General features: G+C 64.4%; 23 protein-coding genes. 21 read left to right on the top strand and 2 right to left on the bottom strand.

Annotated features, from left to right (window positions below):
• Positions 1–132 precede the first annotated feature (132 nt).
• The 5 genes from AB6807_RS09745 (at position 133) to AB6807_RS09725 (ending at position 5,840) form a co-directional block, all read left to right on the top strand.
• Positions 133–2,634 carry an EAL domain-containing protein gene (locus tag AB6807_RS09745; protein WP_371084396.1) on the top strand — a complete coding sequence of 834 codons (2,502 nt, stop codon included), beginning with the start codon at positions 133–135 and terminating at the stop codon, positions 2,632–2,634.
• Positions 2,635–2,729: 95 nt separating this feature from the next.
• Entirely contained in the window at positions 2,730–3,695 is a 966-nt protein-coding gene (locus AB6807_RS09740) for a LysR substrate-binding domain-containing protein (RefSeq protein ID WP_371084395.1), read from the top strand.
• Positions 3,696–3,829: 134 nt separating this feature from the next.
• Positions 3,830–4,405 (top strand): Dps family protein, encoded by a 576-nt coding sequence (locus AB6807_RS09735; RefSeq protein WP_371084394.1) that lies wholly within the window; start codon positions 3,830–3,832, stop codon positions 4,403–4,405.
• Between the two features lie 93 nt (positions 4,406–4,498).
• Positions 4,499–5,359: a 4-hydroxybenzoate octaprenyltransferase gene (gene ubiA / locus AB6807_RS09730; RefSeq protein ID WP_371084393.1), complete on the top strand. Its 861-nt coding sequence runs from the start codon at positions 4,499–4,501 to the stop codon at positions 5,357–5,359.
• Positions 5,360–5,369: 10 nt separating this feature from the next.
• Positions 5,370–5,840 carry a MaoC/PaaZ C-terminal domain-containing protein gene (locus AB6807_RS09725; protein WP_371084392.1) on the top strand — a complete coding sequence of 157 codons (471 nt, stop codon included), beginning with the start codon at positions 5,370–5,372 and terminating at the stop codon, positions 5,838–5,840.
• Between the two features lie 30 nt (positions 5,841–5,870).
• Here AB6807_RS09725 and proC read toward each other — a convergent pair whose 3' ends face one another.
• Positions 5,871–6,737, bottom strand: a complete 867-nt coding sequence (proC, locus tag AB6807_RS09720) for a pyrroline-5-carboxylate reductase (protein ID WP_371084391.1) — start codon at positions 6,735–6,737, stop codon at positions 5,871–5,873.
• Complete coding sequence (locus tag AB6807_RS09715; protein ID WP_371084390.1) at positions 6,734–7,888, bottom strand: esterase-like activity of phytase family protein; 1,155 nt, start codon at positions 7,886–7,888, stop codon at positions 6,734–6,736. The genes proC and AB6807_RS09715 overlap by 4 nt, the downstream gene beginning before the upstream one ends.
• A 242-nt stretch (positions 7,889–8,130) precedes the next feature.
• On the opposite strand from AB6807_RS09715, the gene rplN reads away from it, so the two are divergent.
• The 16 genes from rplN (at position 8,131) to rpoA (ending at position 16,464) form a co-directional block, all read left to right on the top strand.
• Positions 8,131–8,499: a 50S ribosomal protein L14 gene (gene rplN, locus AB6807_RS09710; RefSeq protein WP_009124801.1), complete on the top strand. Its 369-nt coding sequence runs from the start codon at positions 8,131–8,133 to the stop codon at positions 8,497–8,499.
• A 12-nt stretch (positions 8,500–8,511) separates the two neighbouring features.
• On the top strand, positions 8,512–8,844 hold the full coding sequence (rplX, locus tag AB6807_RS09705; protein WP_116910283.1) for a 50S ribosomal protein L24: 333 nt from the start codon (positions 8,512–8,514) through the stop codon (positions 8,842–8,844).
• Between the two features lie 11 nt (positions 8,845–8,855).
• Positions 8,856–9,395: a 50S ribosomal protein L5 gene (rplE, locus tag AB6807_RS09700; RefSeq protein ID WP_013544114.1), complete on the top strand. Its 540-nt coding sequence runs from the start codon at positions 8,856–8,858 to the stop codon at positions 9,393–9,395.
• Positions 9,396–9,403: 8 nt separating this feature from the next.
• Positions 9,404–9,709: a 30S ribosomal protein S14 gene (gene rpsN / locus AB6807_RS09695; protein WP_116910282.1), complete on the top strand. Its 306-nt coding sequence runs from the start codon at positions 9,404–9,406 to the stop codon at positions 9,707–9,709.
• A gap of 20 nt (positions 9,710–9,729) precedes the next feature.
• The gene (gene rpsH, locus AB6807_RS09690) at positions 9,730–10,125 is read left to right on the top strand and encodes a 30S ribosomal protein S8 (protein WP_056516708.1); all 396 of its coding nucleotides are present in this window, start codon (positions 9,730–9,732) and stop codon (positions 10,123–10,125) included.
• 24 nt (positions 10,126–10,149) lie between these two features.
• Positions 10,150–10,683: a 50S ribosomal protein L6 gene (gene rplF / locus AB6807_RS09685; RefSeq protein ID WP_116910281.1), complete on the top strand. Its 534-nt coding sequence runs from the start codon at positions 10,150–10,152 to the stop codon at positions 10,681–10,683.
• 14 nt (positions 10,684–10,697) lie between these two features.
• Positions 10,698–11,063, top strand: a complete 366-nt coding sequence (rplR, locus tag AB6807_RS09680; RefSeq protein ID WP_042672913.1) for a 50S ribosomal protein L18 — start codon at positions 10,698–10,700, stop codon at positions 11,061–11,063.
• Positions 11,064–11,081: 18 nt separating this feature from the next.
• Positions 11,082–11,600 carry a 30S ribosomal protein S5 gene (gene rpsE / locus AB6807_RS09675; protein WP_013544109.1) on the top strand — a complete coding sequence of 173 codons (519 nt, stop codon included), beginning with the start codon at positions 11,082–11,084 and terminating at the stop codon, positions 11,598–11,600.
• A 24-nt stretch (positions 11,601–11,624) separates the two neighbouring features.
• Positions 11,625–11,810, top strand: a complete 186-nt coding sequence (gene rpmD, locus AB6807_RS09670) for a 50S ribosomal protein L30 (RefSeq protein WP_009124818.1) — start codon at positions 11,625–11,627, stop codon at positions 11,808–11,810.
• Positions 11,811–11,821: 11 nt separating this feature from the next.
• Positions 11,822–12,253 (top strand): 50S ribosomal protein L15, encoded by a 432-nt coding sequence (gene rplO, locus AB6807_RS09665; protein WP_101491466.1) that lies wholly within the window; start codon positions 11,822–11,824, stop codon positions 12,251–12,253.
• Positions 12,254–12,280: 27 nt separating this feature from the next.
• The gene (gene secY / locus AB6807_RS09660; protein WP_116910280.1) at positions 12,281–13,594 is read left to right on the top strand and encodes a preprotein translocase subunit SecY; all 1,314 of its coding nucleotides are present in this window, start codon (positions 12,281–12,283) and stop codon (positions 13,592–13,594) included.
• A gap of 64 nt (positions 13,595–13,658) precedes the next feature.
• Positions 13,659–13,772, top strand: coding sequence for a 50S ribosomal protein L36 (rpmJ, locus tag AB6807_RS09655; RefSeq protein ID WP_013544106.1), 114 nt, complete (start codon positions 13,659–13,661; stop codon positions 13,770–13,772).
• A gap of 23 nt (positions 13,773–13,795) precedes the next feature.
• Positions 13,796–14,161 (top strand): 30S ribosomal protein S13, encoded by a 366-nt coding sequence (rpsM, locus tag AB6807_RS09650; protein WP_013544105.1) that lies wholly within the window; start codon positions 13,796–13,798, stop codon positions 14,159–14,161.
• Between the two features lie 12 nt (positions 14,162–14,173).
• Positions 14,174–14,578, top strand: coding sequence for a 30S ribosomal protein S11 (gene rpsK / locus AB6807_RS09645; protein ID WP_009124825.1), 405 nt, complete (start codon positions 14,174–14,176; stop codon positions 14,576–14,578).
• 130 nt (positions 14,579–14,708) lie between these two features.
• The gene (gene rpsD, locus AB6807_RS09640; protein WP_009124826.1) at positions 14,709–15,332 is read left to right on the top strand and encodes a 30S ribosomal protein S4; all 624 of its coding nucleotides are present in this window, start codon (positions 14,709–14,711) and stop codon (positions 15,330–15,332) included.
• Positions 15,333–15,474: 142 nt separating this feature from the next.
• Positions 15,475–16,464 (top strand): DNA-directed RNA polymerase subunit alpha, encoded by a 990-nt coding sequence (gene rpoA / locus AB6807_RS09635; protein WP_009124827.1) that lies wholly within the window; start codon positions 15,475–15,477, stop codon positions 16,462–16,464.
• Positions 16,465–16,522 lie beyond the last annotated feature (58 nt).

Here is a 16,522-nt window from a genome sequence, read left to right as displayed (position 1 = left end):
TGCGTATGATCTTCGGGTTTTTCCCTGCATTTCTGAGCAATACATCCATAGATCGCTTCAAGCATCGACAAGGCAACCAAGAAGGCAAGTCGAGGGGGGATGGCTCTCTGTGCAGTTTCTTCTGGTCGATGAATGCCGGTGTGCAAGATGCAAGACGCGTGGACGGATGGGGAGAGGGGCGGGGCCAAGGCCCCCACAGGGCCTGACAACGAGGGGGCGGCGCGCGACAGCGCCTTCTCCACGTTGACGCTCGACGCGCAAGGCCGCGTGCTGCGGGCCGACAGGCACTTTTTGCGCGCCTGGGGCTACACGCCCGAGGAGCTGCAGGGGCGCGATCTTCTGGACATCGGCCCCGGCGACGGGCTGGCCGACAACTGGGACGGCAACAGGGACGACAACTGGGCCGGCATCTGGGCCGATGTGCTGCGCGGCGAGCAGCGCATCGTCGAGCGGCCGCGGCTGCACAAGGACGGCACGCGGCGCTGGATCCAGGCCTTCTACTCGGCCGTCGCCGACGCCCACGGCGTGGTGCGCCAGGTGGTGGAAACGTCGAGCGACATCTCTTCTCGCGTGCTCAAGGCCGCTGACGACCGCGGCCAGATCGAGGCCATCAACGTGTCGCAGGCGGTGGTGCAGTTCGCGCTCGACGGCACCGTGCTCGACGCCAACGCGCGTTTTCTCGACGCCATGGGCTACCGGGTGGACGAGGTGGCGGGGCGCCACCACCGCATGTTCGTCGACGCGGCCCATGCGCGCAGCGCCGAGTACGCCGCCTTCTGGGCCAGGCTGGCCAGCGGCAAGCACCATGCGGCGGAGTACCGGCGCCTGGGCAAGGACGGCCGCGAGGTCTGGCTGCAGGCCACCTACAACCCGATCTTCGACCCCGCGGGCCGCGTGCTGAAGGTGGTCAAGTACGCCACCGACACCACGCAGGAAAAGCTGCGCCAGGCCGACTTCCAGAGCCAGATCGTGGCCATCAACAAGTCGCAGGGCGTGATCACCTTTCGCGTGGACGGCACCATCCTGGGCGCCAACGCGAACTTTCTCGCCACCTTCGGCTATGCGCTGGAGGAGATGGTGGGCCGCCACCACCGCATGCTGATGGAGCCCGGCGTGGCCGACACCGAGGCCTATGCGCAGTTCTGGCAGACGCTGCGCTCGGGCAAGTTCGTGTCGGGGCGGCACAAGCGCATCGGCAAGGACGGCCGCGAGCTGTGGCTGCAGGCCTCGTACAACCCGGTGTACGACCTGAACGGCAAGCTCACGCGCATCATCAAGTTCGCCAGCGACGTCACCTCCGACGTGGCGCTGGCCCAGGCCTTCGAGGACGCGCAGCGCCAGGCCCAGCACGACGCGGCCACCTCGCTGCCCAACCGCACGCGGCTGTCGGCCTTCATGGCCTCCGCGCTCACGCATCCGCAGGCGCGGCTGGTGGTGCTGTACCTGGACCTGGACCGCTTCAAGCCCATCAACGACACCTACGGCCACCCGGTGGGCGACAAGGTGCTGGGTGAGGTGGCCGACCGGCTGCGCCGCTCGCTCAAGAGCGACCAGCTGGCCGCGCGCATCGGCGGCGACGAGTTCGTGATTGCCGCGCCCAACCTCGCCGACGAGGAAATCGACGCCTACTGCCAGCAGCTGCTGGAGGCCATCGGCGCGCCCATTCGCAACGACGTGGGCGACCTGGAGGTGGGTGCTTCGATTGGCGTGGCGGTGTCGCCGGCCGACGGCACCACGCCCGACGAGCTGCTGCGCTCGGCCGACACGGCGCTCTACCGCTCCAAGCACAACGGGCGCAACACCTACTGCTTCTTCGCCAACGAGATGAACGACCGGGTGACGGCCAATCGCCGGCTGATCGAGGAGATGCGCCTGGGCATCGCGGCCGGCGAGTTCTACCTGGACTTTCAGCCGCGCTTCGACACGCGCACGCAGTCGATCCGCAGCGCCGAGGCGCTGGTGCGCTGGGCGCATCCGCAGCGCGGGCGCATCGGGCCGGACGACTTCATTCCGCTCGCCGAGAAAAGCGGCCTCATCCTGCCGCTGGGCGACTGGGTGCTGCAGACCGCCTGCGAGGCCGCGGTGCAGTGGCCGGAGATCGGCGTGTCGGTGAACGTGTCGCCGGTGCAGTTCCGCGACGGCCGGCTGGTGCAGCGCGTGAGGGACGCGTTGCGCAGCGCCGGCCTGGCGCCCGAGCGGCTGGAAATCGAGATCACCGAGGGCGTGCTGATGGACGACGCCGAGGGCGCCGGCCTGGTGCTGCGCGAGCTCAAGGCCATGGGCGTGAAGCTGGCCATCGACGACTTCGGCACCGGCTACGCGTCGCTGAGCTCGCTGCGCAGCTTTCCGTTCGACGTCATCAAGATCGACCGCCGCTTCATCGCCGACATCGAGCAGCGCGACGGCAGCCGCGACGTGGTGAAGGCCATCCTGGCGCTGGGCAAGGCGCTGGGCCTGTCGGTGACGGCCGAGGGGGTGGAAACCGACGGGCAGCTGCAGACGCTGATCGAAGACCACTGCGCGGAGGTGCAGGGCTTCTTGCTGGGGCGGCCGATGACGGCGCCGATGCTGGTGGGGATGGTGGAGGAGGAGGAAGCCGTGGAAGCGGTGGAAGACGGGGAAGCCGTGGGTTGAGCCGAGGGCTGGGCCGAGGGCCACGGCGCTTTGCAGGGCCTTCCGGCCCCGGCCCGGCCCGGTCGGGGGCCCCTTGCGCATAATTGACGCAAGCTATGACTCTCACCGAACTCAAATACATCGTCGCAGTAGCCCGCGAACGGCACTTCGGCAAGGCGGCCGAGGCCTGCTACGTTTCCCAGCCGACCCTCTCGGTCGCCATCAAGAAGCTGGAGGACGAGCTGGAGGTCAAGCTCTTCGAGCGCAGCGCCGGCGAAGTGACCGTCACGCCGCTGGGCGAGCAGATCGTGCAGCAGGCGCAAAGCGTGCTCGACCAGGCCGCCAGCATCAAGGAGATCGCCAAGCGCGGCAAGGACCCGCTGGCCGGCCCGCTGAACCTGGGCGTGATCTACACCATCGGGCCGTACCTGCTGCCCGACCTGGTGCGCCAGGTGATCTCGCGCACGCCGCAGATGCCGCTGGTCCTGCAGGAGAACTTCACCGTCAAGCTGCTGGAGATGCTGCGCGCCGGCGAGATCGACTGCGCCATCATGGCCGAGCCGTTTCCCGACACCGGCCTGGCCATGGCACCGCTGTACGACGAGCCCTTCATGGCCGCGCTGCCCACCAAGCACAAGTTCGCCGACCGCGACTCGATCACCTCCGAAGAGCTGCAGAGCGAGACCATGCTGCTGCTGGGCACGGGCCACTGCTTTCGCGACCACGTGCTCGAGGTGTGCCCGGAGTTCGCGCGCTTCTCCAGCAATGCCGAAGGCATCCGCAAGAGCTTCGAGGGCTCGTCGCTCGAAACCATCAAGCACATGGTGGCCTCGGGCATGGGCGTGACGCTGGTGCCGCGGCTGTCGGTGCCGGCCGAGGCGCTCAAGCCCAAGGGCAAGGGCCGTGGCAGCTCCGAGCAGATGGTGCGCTACCTGCCCGTGCGCGACGCGCAGGACCGCGAGCCGCCCACGCGCCGCGTGGTGCTCGCGTGGCGGCGCACCTTCACGCGCTACGAGGCCATCGCGGCGCTGCGCAACGCCATCTATGCGTGCGAGCTGCCGGGCGTGAAGCGGCTGTCCTAGCACTTTGCGGGGTCGGCCTACGCGCCGTGCGGTTTGCATCGTTGATCGCTGGGATAGAGTCTCGCTGTTGCGAAGCCGCCTGCCGGCTTTCAGAATTCCGGTGTTCCCTCCAACTTGAAGAAAGAGCTCTCGCCATGGCCAAAGCCCCGAAGAAATCGTCGCCTGCTTCCTCCGTCGGCAAGGTGCCCAAGAAGGGCGGCGCGGTGGTCGCGCAGGAGTCCGGCAGCCGCAATGCGCCGATCATCAACATCGGCATTGAGCGCCAGGACCGCGCCGCCATCGCCGAAGGCCTGAGCCGCGTGCTGGCCGACACCTACACGCTGTACCTCACCACGCACAACTTCCACTGGAACGTGACGGGCCCGCACTTCAACTCGCTGCACGCGATGTTCATGGGCCAGTACACCGAGCTGTGGGGCGCCACCGACGTGCTGGCCGAGCGCATTCGTGCCCTGGGCCACTACGCGCCGGGCTCGTACGCCGAGTTCAGCAAGATCGCCACCGTGCCCGACGTGCCGCAGACCCCGCCCAAGGCGATGGAAATGGTGCGCATCCTGGTGAAGGGCCACGAGACGGTGTCGCGCATTGCGCGCGAATTCATTCCGGTGGCCGAGGAAGCCGGCGACGACCCGACGGCCGACATGCTCACCGCGCGCTGCACGGTGCACGATCAGACGGCGTGGATGCTGCGCTCGCTGCTTGAAGACTGAGTCGAGCGCCTCACACCCCCTGACACGAGCGGCACAATAGCCGCTCTTTTTTTGCCCGCCGCAATCCCGCGCGCGTCTTCAGTAGCCACCGCAATGCTCGCCCGCCGTTTCGCGCTGTACCTCGACCTGATCCGCTGGAACCGGCCCGCCGGTTGGCTGCTGCTGCTGTGGCCCACGCTGGGCGCGTTGTGGTTCGCGGCCGGCGGCTGGCCCGGCTGGCACCTGGTGGTGGTGTTCACGCTGGGCACTTTCCTCATGCGCAGCGCGGGCTGCTGCATCAACGACGTGGCCGACCGCGACTTCGACCGCCACGTGAAGCGCACCGCGCAGCGGCCCGTCACCAGCGGCGCCATCTCGGTCAAGGAGGCGCTGGGGCTCGGCGCGGTGCTGGCGCTGGTGGCCTTCGCCCTGGTGCTGACCACCAACCGGCTGACGGTGCTGTGGTCTTTCGCGGCGCTGGCCATCACGCTGATCTATCCCTTCGCCAAGCGCTTCGTGTCGATTCCGCAGGCGGTGCTGGGCATTGCCTTCAGCTTCGGCATTCCGATGGCCTTCACGGCGGTGCAGTCGACGGTGCCGGTGCTGGTGGCGTGGCTGCTGGTGGGCAACCTGTTCTGGGTGCTGGCCTACGACACCGAGTACGCGATGGTCGACCGCGACGACGACCTGAAGATCGGCATGAAAACCTCGGCCATCACCTTCGGGCGCCTCGACGTGGCGGCGGTGATGACGAGCTATGCGATCTTCCTGGCGATCTGGGGCTGGGCCGGCGTCGCGCACGGGCTGGGCCTGCTGTTCTACGCGGGCATCGCCCTGGCGACGGCGCAGGCCGCGTGGCATTGGCGGCTGATTCGCGACCGCACCCGTGAGGGCTGTTTCAAGGCCTTCCGGCTGAACCACTGGCTGGGCTTCACCGTGTTCGCCGGCATCGTCGCCGGATACGCGGTGCGCTGAGGCGTCGCCGATGCTGGAACGGCTTCAGCAGAAGGTCGGCGAAGAGGGCTTCTCCGGGTGGCACCGCATCACGCAGGAGATGGTGCAGCGCTATTCGGACCTGTCGGGCGACGGCGAAGGCGAGTGGATCCACCTGGACCCCGAGCGCGCCGCGCGCGAAGCGGGCTACGGCGGCACCATCGTGCAGGGCTTTTTTCAGGTGTCGCACCTGATCCGGCTGACCGGCGAGGCGATGCGCACGCTGCTGCCCTTCGATTCGAACCACGCGCTGAACTACGGTTTCGACCGGCTGCGTTTCGTGCGGCCCATGCCGGTGGGCGCGCGCTTTCGGGCACGGGTGCGCATCATGGACGTCACGCCCAAGGGCGACGACAGCTTTCTGCTGAAAGAAGAAGTGCGCCTCGAGCTGGAGGACGGCACCGTCACGCTGGCCGCCGAATGGCTCTTCCTGCTCGGGCCGGGTGCGTTGCCGCCGGCCTGAAGCCGGTCGACTGACGGCCCAACCAGCCGATCAACCGCGGCCGAATTCCTCGCCCAGCTCGGCGGCGCGCTTCTGCGCGGCGCGGATCGCGGTCTTGAACTGCGCCTTCACGTCGGCCTGCTGCAGCGAGGTGATCGCCGCGTAAGTGGTGCCGCCCTTGGAGGTGACTCGCTCGCGCAGCACCGACGGGGGCTCGGTGGCGCTGTGCGCCAGCGCCGAGGCGCCGGTGAAGGTGCCGATGGCCAGCTGCTGCGCCTGCTCGGGCGTGAGGCCCATCTCGACGCCGGCCTCGGTCATGGCCTCGATGAAATAGAAGACATAGGCCGGGCCCGAGCCCGACATGGCGGTGACGGCGTCCAGCGCAGGCTCGGCGTCCACCCAGATCAGCTCGCCGGTCGGCGCCAGCAGCTGGCCGACGGTCGCGCGGTCGGCGCTTTCCACGCCGGGACGGGCGTACAGGCCGGTCATGCCCTTGCCCACCAGGGCCGGCGTGTTGGGCATGGCGCGCACCACGCGCTCGGTGCCCAGCCAGCGGGCGATGCTGTCTGAAGGAATGCCCGCGGCCACGCTCAGGTGCAGGGCGTCCTGGGCAAATTCGCGCACGGGACGGGCGGCGTCCGCGAAGGTCTGGGGCTTGACCGCCCAGACCACCACGCCGCAGCGCGACAGCGCCGGCCCGGCCTCGGCCTGCGCCGTGATGCCGAACGAATGCGCCAGCTTCGCGCGGGCTTCCTCGAAGGGCTCCACCACCTCGAAGGACTCCGCCGGCGTGCCTTGCTGCACCAGGCCGCCGATGATGGCGCTGGCCATGTTGCCGCCGCCGATGAAGGCAACGGGCGGCAGCGGAGGGAGGGGCGCGGGGCCGGTGCGGGGGAGGAAGGTGACGGCGATGGTCATGGTTGGCGGTCGGTGCTGTCTGTGTATTCGAAGGCGACGAACTGGGTCACCTGAAGCGGGTTGAAATTGTCGTCGCTCACGACCACCAGCAGGCGCTTGCCGTCGGGCAGCGGCGGCCCCCAGCACATGCCTTCGGTGTTGTCGAGGCGGGACAGGCCCAGCGTGGCGAAGTCGGCCACCAGGGTCTTGGTCGTGGGGCGGTGGTTGCCGGGCGCCAGCGCATCGACGGCGAGCACGTCGCTGCCGGCGCGGGTGTCGATTTCGTACAGGCGCAGCGAATTGCCCTTGCCGGTGGCGTAGGCGCGCTCCAGCACCAGCATGCGGTCGGCGTCGAGCATGAGGATCTCGCTCACGCCGTTGTCGGCATAGGTGCCGGGCACCAGCGGGCGCAGCGGAATGGCGTCGGGCACGTAGGCGATCTGGCGGTCGGGCTGGCCGGTCTGCAGGTCGATGCAGGTGAAGCGGCAGGGGCCGCCGGGCGCGCCGACGGTGGGCTCGGGGCCGTCCTGCATCAGGGCGTTTTCCATGCCCAGCCAGGCGAAGCGGCCGTCGGGCGTGAGGGTGACGCCCTCGAAGGTCAGGTTGTCGCGCGGGCCGCGGCGCTGCGCCGGATCGGGCCGGAACATGGCCGGCATCGGGAATTCGCGCAGAAAGCGGCCGTCGCGGGTCGATTCGTACAGCGCGGGACCGAAGCCGCGGGCCACGTCGCCCTCGCTGGTCCAGAGCAGGGTGTTCGTCGCGGGGCGCAGCCGCAAGGCTTCGGGGTCGGGCACGGGCAGGCCGTCGACCGCGTGGCGCCGGTTCGGCCAGGGGCCGCTGCCGGGCCGTTGCAGCTGTACCACGCCGATCGGTTCGGGCTGGGTGGCCTCCGGGCGCGGCCAGCGGGCGATGTAGTAGCGCACCGGATCCAGATCTGACCGGTCGTCGCTGATGAGCAGGTACTCACCTCGGATCGGGTCGTAGTCGATGCCCGACAGGCCGCCCGCGGTGGTGCCTTCTATATGGAGGCGGTGAGACCAACGGCTTTCCGCGATCAGGCGCAGCCGGCCGGTGTCGGGTTTCGGCGTGGCGCTCCTGCAGGCGGCCAGGCCCAGCGCTAGCAGGCTGGCGGCGCCCGCCAGCAGGCGGCGGCGCTGGGGCGACAGGGGCATCAGAGGGGGTTTCTCGGGCGACTGCACGCCCCGAAGTCTAGTGCCAGCGGGAAATGGTGTAATGGGGTTGTTGACATCGCCATAAGTGCGTGCCACAATCGCGGGCTTCGCTTCCAAAAGGCGAAGCTTTCAGCCCAAAGCGGAAGCGCCCCGAGTGGTTCGGGGTGTGGACGACGGGACCAAGACTGACCGCGGTGTCTCCCTCCTGGAGGCGCATCGGTACAAGTTGGGAATATCAAGAAATGATCCAAACTGAATCCCGGCTCGAAGTGGCCGACAACACAGGCGCGAAATCCGTCCTGTGTATCAAGGTGCTCGGTGGCTCCAAGCGGCGTTATGCCAGCGTGGGCGACGTCATCAAGGTGAGCATCAAGGAAGCCGCTCCGCGTGGTCGCGTCAAGAAGGGCGAGATCTACAGCGCAGTGGTGGTTCGCACCGCCAAGGGCATCCGCCGCGCTGACGGCTCGCTCGTCAAGTTCGACGGCAACGCCGCAGTGTTGCTCAACGCCAAGCTGGAGCCCATCGGCACCCGCATCTTCGGACCGGTCACGCGCGAACTGCGCACCGAGAAGTTCATGAAGATCGTGTCGCTGGCACCCGAAGTTCTCTAAGGACACAACGCCATGAACAAGATTCGCAAAGGCGACCAGGTCATCGTGTTGGCCGGTCGTGACAAGGGCAAGCGCGGCACCGTCTCGCTTCGCAAGGACGATTCGCACATCGTCATCGACGGCCTGAACCTCGTCAAGAAGCACACCAAGCCGAACCCCCTCAAGGGTACGACCGGTGGCATCGTCGAGAAGTCCATGCCCATTCACCAATCCAACGTGGCGATCTTCAATGCCGCGACCGGCAAGGCCGATCGCGTGGGCATCAAGATCACCCAGGGTGCTGACGGCAAGCGCGTGGCTGTTCGCGTCTTCAAGTCCAGCGGCGACGAAATCAAGTTCGCCTAAGAGGTACTCACATGGCACGTCTCCAACAACACTATCGCGAAAAGATCGCGAAAGACCTGACGGAAAAGTTCGGCTACAAGTCGCCGATGCAGGTCCCCCGCCTCACCAAGATCACCCTGAACATGGGTGTGGGTGAAGCAGTCGCCGACAAGAAGGTTCTCGACAACGCTGTCGCCGATCTGACCAAGATCGCCGGCCAGAAGCCCGTGGTCACCAAGTCGAAGAAGGCTATCGCCGGTTTCAAGATCCGCGAAAACCAGCCTATCGGCTGCATGGTCACGCTGCGTGGCGTGCAGATGTATGAGTTCCTGGACCGTTTCGTGACCATCGCGCTGCCGCGTGTTCGCGACTTCCGCGGCATCTCCGGCCGTGCGTTCGACGGCCGTGGCAACTACAACATCGGCGTCAAGGAACAGATCATTTTCCCTGAGATCGAATACGACAAGGTCGATGCCCTGCGCGGTCTCAATATCAGCATCACGACGACGGCCAAGACCGACGAAGAAGCCAAGGCGCTTCTCGCTGGTTTCCGTTTCCCGTTCAAGAACTGAGGCGAACCATGGCCAAACAATCTCTGATCCAGCGCGAACTCAAGCGCGACAAGCTGGTTGCCAAGTTCGCCGTGAAGCACGCTGAACTGAAGGCTGCTTCCAACGACCTGAAGAAGAGCGAAGAAGAGCGCGCTGCTGCACGCCTGGCGCTGCAGAAGCTGCCGCGCAACGCAAATCCGACGCGTCAACGCAACCGCTGCGAAATCACCGGTCGCCCGCGTGGCACCTTCCGTCAATTCGGTCTGGCTCGCGCCAAGATTCGTGAACTGGCTTTCGCTGGCGACATCCCCGGTGTCACCAAGGCCAGCTGGTAAGCCAGGCAGGAGCAAACAACATGAGCATGAGTGATCCCATTGCCGACCTGCTGACGCGTATCCGTAACGCGCAGATGGTGGCGAAGCCCACTGTGTCGATCCCGTCCTCCAAGGTGAAGGCCGCGATTGCACAAGTCCTGAAGGACGAAGGCTACATCGACGGCTTCGAAGTGAAGACCGATGCCGGCAAGTCCGAACTCGTTATCACGCTGAAGTACTACGCTGGCCGCCCGGTCATCGAACGTATCGAACGCGTGAGCCGCCCCGGCCTGCGCGTCTACAAGGCCAGCGCAGCCATCCCGCAAGTCCAGAACGGCCTCGGCGTTGCGATCGTCACGACCCCCCAAGGCGTGATGACCGACCGCAAGGCTCGCGCCACCGGTGTCGGCGGCGAAGTTCTGTGCTACGTCGCCTAACCGAGACATCGAGGAGTCACTGAAATGTCCCGAGTAGGAAAAATGCCGATCACCATCCCCGCAGGCGTGGATGTGTCGATCAAGGAAGACCAGATCAGCGTGAAGGGCACGGGCGGTTCGCTCGTCCTGCACCGCAATGCACTGGTCAACGTCGTCAGCAATGACGGCAAGCTGAACTTCGAGCCCGCCAACGATTCGCGTGAAGCGAATGCGATGAGCGGCACGATCCGTCAGCTGGTGAACAACATGGTGGTTGGCGTGACCAAGGGCTTCGAGAAGAAGCTGAACTTGGTCGGCGTCGGCTACAAGGCTGCAGCCTCCAACAACAAGTTGAACCTGCAAGTCGGTTACTCGCACCCGGTCAACATCGAGATGCCCCAGGGCATCACGGTGGCCACCGCGACCCCGACCGAAATCGTGATCAAGGGTGCTGACCGTCAGCGCGTTGGTCAAATCGCCGCTGAGATCCGCGCTGTTCGTCCGCCTGAGCCTTACAAGGGCAAGGGCATCCGTTATTCGGACGAGAAGATCGTGATCAAAGAGACCAAGAAGAAGTAAGGGGCAGCAAAATGATGTTGACCAAAAAAGCACAGCGTCTTCGCCGCTCGCGCCAGACCCGCATTCGCATCGCGACGCAGGGCGTGGCCCGTCTCACGGTGAACCGCACCAACCTGCACATCTACGCCACCGTCATCTCCGACGACGGCACCAAGGTGATTGCAACCGCATCGACGGCAGAAGCCGAAGTGCGTACCTCGCTCGGCGGTTCCGGCAAGGGCGGCAATGCCGCCGCAGCCACCGCCGTCGGCAAGCGCATCGCTGAGAAGGCGAAGGCAGCCGGCGTCGAGAAGGTCGCTTTCGACCGCGCTGGTTTCGCTTACCACGGCCGCGTCAAGGCGCTGGCCGAGGCCGCCCGCGAAGCCGGTCTGCAGTTCTAACCGGACACGAGATTCAAAATGGCAAAGATTCAAGCAAGAACGCAGAACGAAGGCCCTGAAGACGGTTTGCGCGAGAAGATGATCGCGATCAACCGCGTCACCAAGGTGGTGAAGGGTGGTCGTATCCTCGGTTTCGCAGCACTCACCGTGGTGGGTGACGGCGAAGGTCGCGTCGGCATGGGCAAGGGCAAGTCGAAGGAAGTGCCTGCTGCCGTGCAGAAGGCAATGGAAGAAGCCCGTCGCAACCTGGCCAAGATCTCGATCAAGAACGGCACGCTGCATCACCGCGTGACGGGTCATCACGGCGCCGCTTCGGTCGTCATGATCCCCGCACCGAAGGGTACCGGCATCATCGCCGGCGGCCCGATGCGCGCTGTGTTCGAAGTCATGGGCATCACCGACATCGTGGCCAAGAGCCATGGTTCGTCGAACCCCTACAACATGGTTCGCGCCACGCTCGACGGGTTGAAGAACTCGACGACCGCGTCCGCGGTGGCTGCCAAGCGTGGCCTGACCGTCGAAGAAATCTTCGCTTAAGCGCAAGCCGAAAGAAGCATTCAAATGACGACGCAACAACAAACCCTCAAGGTGCAATTGGTCAAGAGCCCGATTGGCACCAAGGAATCGCATCGCGCGACCGTGCGTGGCCTCGGCCTGCGCAAGCTCAACAGCGTGAGCGAGCTGCAAGACACCCCGGCGGTGCGCGGCATGATCAACAAGATCAGTTATCTGGTCAAAGTTCTGTAAGAGAGACTGATATGGAACTCAATGGCATCAAGCCGGCAGCCGGCGCCAAGCACGCCAAGCGTCGCGTTGGCCGTGGTATCGGCTCTGGCATCGGCAAGACCGCGGGTCGCGGTCACAAGGGCCAGAAGTCGCGCGCAGGCGGTTTCCACAAGGTGGGCTTCGAAGGCGGTCAAATGCCTCTGCAGCGTCGTCTTCCGAAGCGTGGCTTCAAATCGCATCTGCTGAAGTTCAACGCTGAAGTCACGCTGACTGCTCTCGAGCAGCTCGGCTTGGCCGAAGTGGACGTCCTGGCGCTGAAGCAAGCCGGCCTCGTGGGCCAGCTCGCCAAGGTCGTCAAGATCATCAAGACCGGTGAGCTCACCAAGGCCGTCAAGCTGACGGGCGTGGGCGCAACGGCTGGCGCCAAGGCTGCTATCGAAGCAGCTGGCGGCAGCTTCGCCTGATCACCCTCGGACTGAAAGAAGTTCTTCGTGGCAACTAACGCGGCAACGATCGCAAAGACAGGCAAGTTCGGCGACCTCCGTCGTCGGCTCGTGTTTTTGCTGCTCGCGCTCGTGGTCTACCGGGTCGGCGCGCACATTCCTGTGCCGGGTATCAACCCGGACCAGCTGGCAGCGTTGTTCCAGGGCCAGCAGGGCGGCATTCTGAGCCTGTTCAACATGTTCTCGGGCGGGGCGCTTTCGCGCTTCACCGTGTTCGCGTTGGGGATCATGCCGTACATCTCGGCGTCGATCATCATGCAGTTGATGACCTACGTGCTTCCGACCTTCGAGCAATTGAAGAAGGAAGGCGAGGCTGGTCGCCGCAAGATCACGCAGTACACGCGCTACGGCGCGCTGGGTCTGGCACTGTTCCAGTCGTTCAGCATCGCAGTGGCGCTCGAGTCGTCGGCTGGCCTGGTCATCGCACCCGGTTTCGGCTTCCGCCTGACCGCCATGGTGAGCTTGACGGCCGGTTCGATGTTCCTGATGTGGCTCGGCGAGCAGATCACCGAACGCGGCCTGGGCAACGGCATTTCGATCCTGATCTTTGCAGGTATCGCAGCCGGTCTGCCCAACGCCATCGGCGGCCTGGCTTCGCTGGTGACGACCGGTGCGATGAATCCCATCATTGCGCTTTTCATCATCGCGGTCGTGGTGCTGGTCACCTACTTCGTGGTGTTCGTGGAACGCGGTCAGCGCAAGATCCTCGTGAACTATGCGCGGCGTCAGGTGGGCAACAAGGTCTACGGCGGTCAGTCGTCGCACCTGCCGCTGAAGCTGAACATGGCTGGCGTGATCCCGCCGATCTTCGCTTCGTCGATCATCCTGCTGCCCGCAACGGTGGTTGGCTGGTTCAGCACGGGTGACGGTGGTTTCCGCTGGATCAAGGATATCGCTGGCGCACTGCGTCCGGGTGAGCCGATCTATGTGCTGCTGTATGCCGCTGCGATCGTTTTCTTCTGCTTCTTCTACACGGCACTCGTGTTCAACAGCAAGGAAACCGCCGACAACCTGAAGAAGAGTGGTGCATTCATTCCTGGCATTCGCCCGGGTGACCAGACCGCTCGCTATATCGACAAGATTCTGGTTCGCCTGACGTTGGCCGGCGCGGTGTACATCACCTTCGTCTGCCTGCTGCCAGAGTTCCTGATCCTGAAGTACAACGTGCCGTTCTACTTCGGTGGTACCTCCCTGCTGATCATCGTGGTCGTCACGATGGACTTCATGGCCCAGGTGCAAAACTACATGATGTCCCAGCAGTACGAATCGCTGCTGAAGAAGGCTAACTTCAAGACATCGTAAGGCTGTGTTTCAGTATTGAGTCCGGGCGGTAGACCGCCACGTTAAACAGTTTTAGGAGAATGAAATGAGAGTTTCGGCTTCGGTCAAAACCATCTGCCGTAATTGCAAGGTCATCCGCCGTAAAGGTGTGGTGCGTGTGATTTGCACCGACCCGCGCCACAAGCAGCGCCAGGGTTGATTGAAGAGTATTAGAGGACGCACATGGCACGTATTGCTGGCATCAACATCCCGCCGCACAAGCACGCTGAAATCGGCCTGACCGCCATTTTCGGTATCGGTCGCACCCGCGCCCGTCAAATCTGCGAAGCGAGCGGCATCGAATATTCGAAGAAGATCAAGGATCTGACCGACGCCGATCTCGAAAAGATCCGCGACCAGATCGCTCTGTTCACCATCGAAGGCGATCTGCGTCGCGAAACGACGATGAACATCAAGCGTTTGATGGACATCGGTTGCTATCGCGGCTTCCGTCACCGTCGCGGCCTGCCGATGCGCGGCCAGCGCACGCGCACCAATGCCCGCACCCGCAAGGGTCCGCGCAAGGCTGCGCAGTCCCTGAAGAAATAAGGATAGACCAGCATGGCTAAAGCACCTGCAAACAACGCCGCACAGCGCGTTCGCAAGAAGGTTCGCAAGAACGTTGCGGACGGTATCGCCCATGTGCATGCCTCGTTCAACAACACCATCATCACGATCACCGATCGCCAGGGCAACGCCCTGTCGTGGGCTTCGTCGGGTGGCCAGGGCTTCAAGGGCTCGCGCAAGTCGACCCCGTTCGCTGCGCAGGTCGCTTCGGAAGTGGCCGGCCGTGCTGCTGTCGAACAAGGCATCAAGAACCTCGACGTCGAGATCAAGGGCCCCGGCCCCGGTCGCGAATCGTCGGTGCGCGCACTGGCTGCGCTCGGCATCCGGATCAATTCCATTGCCGACGTGACGCCCGTTCCGCACAACGGCTGCCGTCCCCAGAAGCGTCGCCGCATCTGATCGTCAGTCCGCAAGGCGCAGCCGGCTTTGAATAGCGGCTGCGCATTTGTTTTTTATCTAAGCCCACCGCCACTCGCGTCTCGCAAGTGGCTCCCGCAGGCAACTGCGGCAGATACACAAAGGAAGAATCGTGGCACGTTACCTCGGCCCCAAGGCCAAACTTTCCCGCCGTGAAGGCACCGACCTGTTCCTGAAGAGCGCCCGCCGCTCCATTCAAGACAAGGCCAAGTTCGACTCCAAGCCCGGCCAGCACGGTCGCACCTCGGGTCAGCGCACTTCCGACTACGGCCTGCAACTGCGTGAAAAGCAGAAGGTCAAGCGCATGTACGGCGTGCTGGAAAAGCAATTCCGCCGCTACTTCGAAGAAGCGGACCGCCGCCGTGGCAACACCGGCGCCAACCTGCTGTTCATCCTCGAATCGCGCCTGGACAACGTCGTCTACCGCATGGGCTTCGGCTCGACCCGCGCCGAAGCGCGCCAGCTCGTGTCGCACAAGGCGATCACGGTGAACGGTCAGTCGGTCAACATCCCGTCGTACCTGGTCAAGACCGGTGACGTGATTGCCGTGCGCGACAAGTCGAAGAAGCAGAACCGCATTGTTGAAGCGCTTCAACTCGCCCAGCAAGTCGGTATCCCGGCATGGGTCGATGTGAACGCCGACAAGGCTGAAGGCACGTTCAAGAAGGTGCCCGATCGCGACGAATTCGCAGCCGACATCAACGAATCGCTGATCGTCGAACTGTATTCGCGTTGATTTTTTCTACCCGCACCCGCCCTTCGGCGCGTGCGGGAGATTGTTATTGTTGTTCACGTTCCTGCTCCGCACTCTGCTGCGGATCAGGTGCTTCACCAGCCTTACCGGTGTAACGAGCCGGGGGTATTGAGAGGAAGTCTGCATGCAAACCACCCTGCTGAAACCCAAGACCATTCAGGTCGAGCAACTTGCCGCCAACAAGGCCAAGGTCACGCTCGAACCTTTCGAGCGCGGCTACGGCCACACGCTCGGCAACGCGCTGCGTCGCGTTCTGCTGTCGTCCATGGTGGGCTACTCGGCCACCGAAGTCACGATCGCTGGCGTTCTGCATGAGTACTCGTCGATCGACGGCGTGCAGGAAGATGTCGTCAACATCCTTCTGAACCTCAAGGGCGTGGTGTTCAAGCTCCACAACCGCGACGAAGTCACGCTGAGCCTGCGCAAGGACGGCGAAGGCCCGGTCCTGGCATCGGACATCCAGACCCCGCACGACGTCGAGATCATCAACCCCGACCACGTGATCGCGCACCTGTCGCAAGGCGGCAAGCTCGACATGCAGATCAAGGTTGAAAAGGGTCGCGGCTACGTGCCCGGCACGATGCGCCGCTACGCGGACGAGCCGACCAAGTCGATTGGCCGCATCGTTCTCGACGCGTCGTTCTCGCCTGTGAAGCGCGTGAGCTACACCGTCGAAAGCGCCCGTGTCGAACAGCGTACCGACCTGGACAAGCTGCTGGTTGAGATCGAGACCAACGGTGCGATCACCGCCGAAGACGCAGTGCGTGCATCGGCTAAAATCCTGGTCGAACAGCTCGCCGTGTTTGCGCAGCTCGAAGGCGGCGAACTCGCTGCATTCGATGCACCCGCACCGCGCAGCGCACAGCAATTCGATCCGATCCTGCTGCGCCCTGTCGACGAACTCGAACTGACGGTGCGTTCGGCCAACTGCCTGAAGGCCGAAAACATCTACTACATCGGTGACCTGATCCAGCGCACCGAGAACGAACTGCTCAAGACGCCTAACCTGGGTCGCAAGTCGCTCAACGAAATCAAGGAAGTCCTTGCTTCGCGCGGCCTGACGCTGGGCATGAAGCTCGAAAGCTGGCCGCCGGCCGGCCTCGACAAGCGTTGATTTGAATTTTTGAAATCGGCCCCCTGAAAAGGGCCAGTGCACCGGGCAGTACCTGATT

Source organism: Variovorax sp. RCC_210, from assembly GCF_041355175.1.
Classification (GTDB): domain Bacteria; phylum Pseudomonadota; class Gammaproteobacteria; order Burkholderiales; family Burkholderiaceae_C; genus Variovorax.
Note: the sequence above shows the minus strand (reverse complement) of the source record. Positions and strands in the feature narration are given on the sequence as shown.

What these genes read in the sequence shown, in the direction of transcription:
- AB6807_RS09745 (WP_371084396.1), top strand. Translation starts at nt 133, where the DNA reads ATGCCGGTGTGCAAGATGCAAGACGCGTGGACGGATGGGGAGAGGGGC.
- AB6807_RS09740 (WP_371084395.1), top strand. Translation starts at nt 2,730, where the DNA reads ATGACTCTCACCGAACTCAAATACATCGTCGCAGTAGCCCGCGAACGG.
- AB6807_RS09735 (WP_371084394.1), top strand. Translation starts at nt 3,830, where the DNA reads ATGGCCAAAGCCCCGAAGAAATCGTCGCCTGCTTCCTCCGTCGGCAAG.
- ubiA (WP_371084393.1), top strand. Translation starts at nt 4,499, where the DNA reads ATGCTCGCCCGCCGTTTCGCGCTGTACCTCGACCTGATCCGCTGGAAC.
- AB6807_RS09725 (WP_371084392.1), top strand. Translation starts at nt 5,370, where the DNA reads ATGCTGGAACGGCTTCAGCAGAAGGTCGGCGAAGAGGGCTTCTCCGGG.
- proC (WP_371084391.1), bottom strand. Translation starts at nt 6,737, where the DNA reads ATGACCATCGCCGTCACCTTCCTCCCCCGCACCGGCCCCGCGCCCCTC.
- AB6807_RS09715 (WP_371084390.1), bottom strand. Translation starts at nt 7,888, where the DNA reads ATGCCCCTGTCGCCCCAGCGCCGCCGCCTGCTGGCGGGCGCCGCCAGC.
- rplN (WP_009124801.1), top strand. Translation starts at nt 8,131, where the DNA reads ATGATCCAAACTGAATCCCGGCTCGAAGTGGCCGACAACACAGGCGCG.
- rplX (WP_116910283.1), top strand. Translation starts at nt 8,512, where the DNA reads ATGAACAAGATTCGCAAAGGCGACCAGGTCATCGTGTTGGCCGGTCGT.
- rplE (WP_013544114.1), top strand. Translation starts at nt 8,856, where the DNA reads ATGGCACGTCTCCAACAACACTATCGCGAAAAGATCGCGAAAGACCTG.
- rpsN (WP_116910282.1), top strand. Translation starts at nt 9,404, where the DNA reads ATGGCCAAACAATCTCTGATCCAGCGCGAACTCAAGCGCGACAAGCTG.
- rpsH (WP_056516708.1), top strand. Translation starts at nt 9,730, where the DNA reads ATGAGCATGAGTGATCCCATTGCCGACCTGCTGACGCGTATCCGTAAC.
- rplF (WP_116910281.1), top strand. Translation starts at nt 10,150, where the DNA reads ATGTCCCGAGTAGGAAAAATGCCGATCACCATCCCCGCAGGCGTGGAT.
- rplR (WP_042672913.1), top strand. Translation starts at nt 10,698, where the DNA reads ATGTTGACCAAAAAAGCACAGCGTCTTCGCCGCTCGCGCCAGACCCGC.
- rpsE (WP_013544109.1), top strand. Translation starts at nt 11,082, where the DNA reads ATGGCAAAGATTCAAGCAAGAACGCAGAACGAAGGCCCTGAAGACGGT.
- rpmD (WP_009124818.1), top strand. Translation starts at nt 11,625, where the DNA reads ATGACGACGCAACAACAAACCCTCAAGGTGCAATTGGTCAAGAGCCCG.
- rplO (WP_101491466.1), top strand. Translation starts at nt 11,822, where the DNA reads ATGGAACTCAATGGCATCAAGCCGGCAGCCGGCGCCAAGCACGCCAAG.
- rpmJ (WP_013544106.1), top strand. Translation starts at nt 13,659, where the DNA reads ATGAGAGTTTCGGCTTCGGTCAAAACCATCTGCCGTAATTGCAAGGTC.
- rpsM (WP_013544105.1), top strand. Translation starts at nt 13,796, where the DNA reads ATGGCACGTATTGCTGGCATCAACATCCCGCCGCACAAGCACGCTGAA.
- rpsK (WP_009124825.1), top strand. Translation starts at nt 14,174, where the DNA reads ATGGCTAAAGCACCTGCAAACAACGCCGCACAGCGCGTTCGCAAGAAG.
- rpoA (WP_009124827.1), top strand. Translation starts at nt 15,475, where the DNA reads ATGCAAACCACCCTGCTGAAACCCAAGACCATTCAGGTCGAGCAACTT.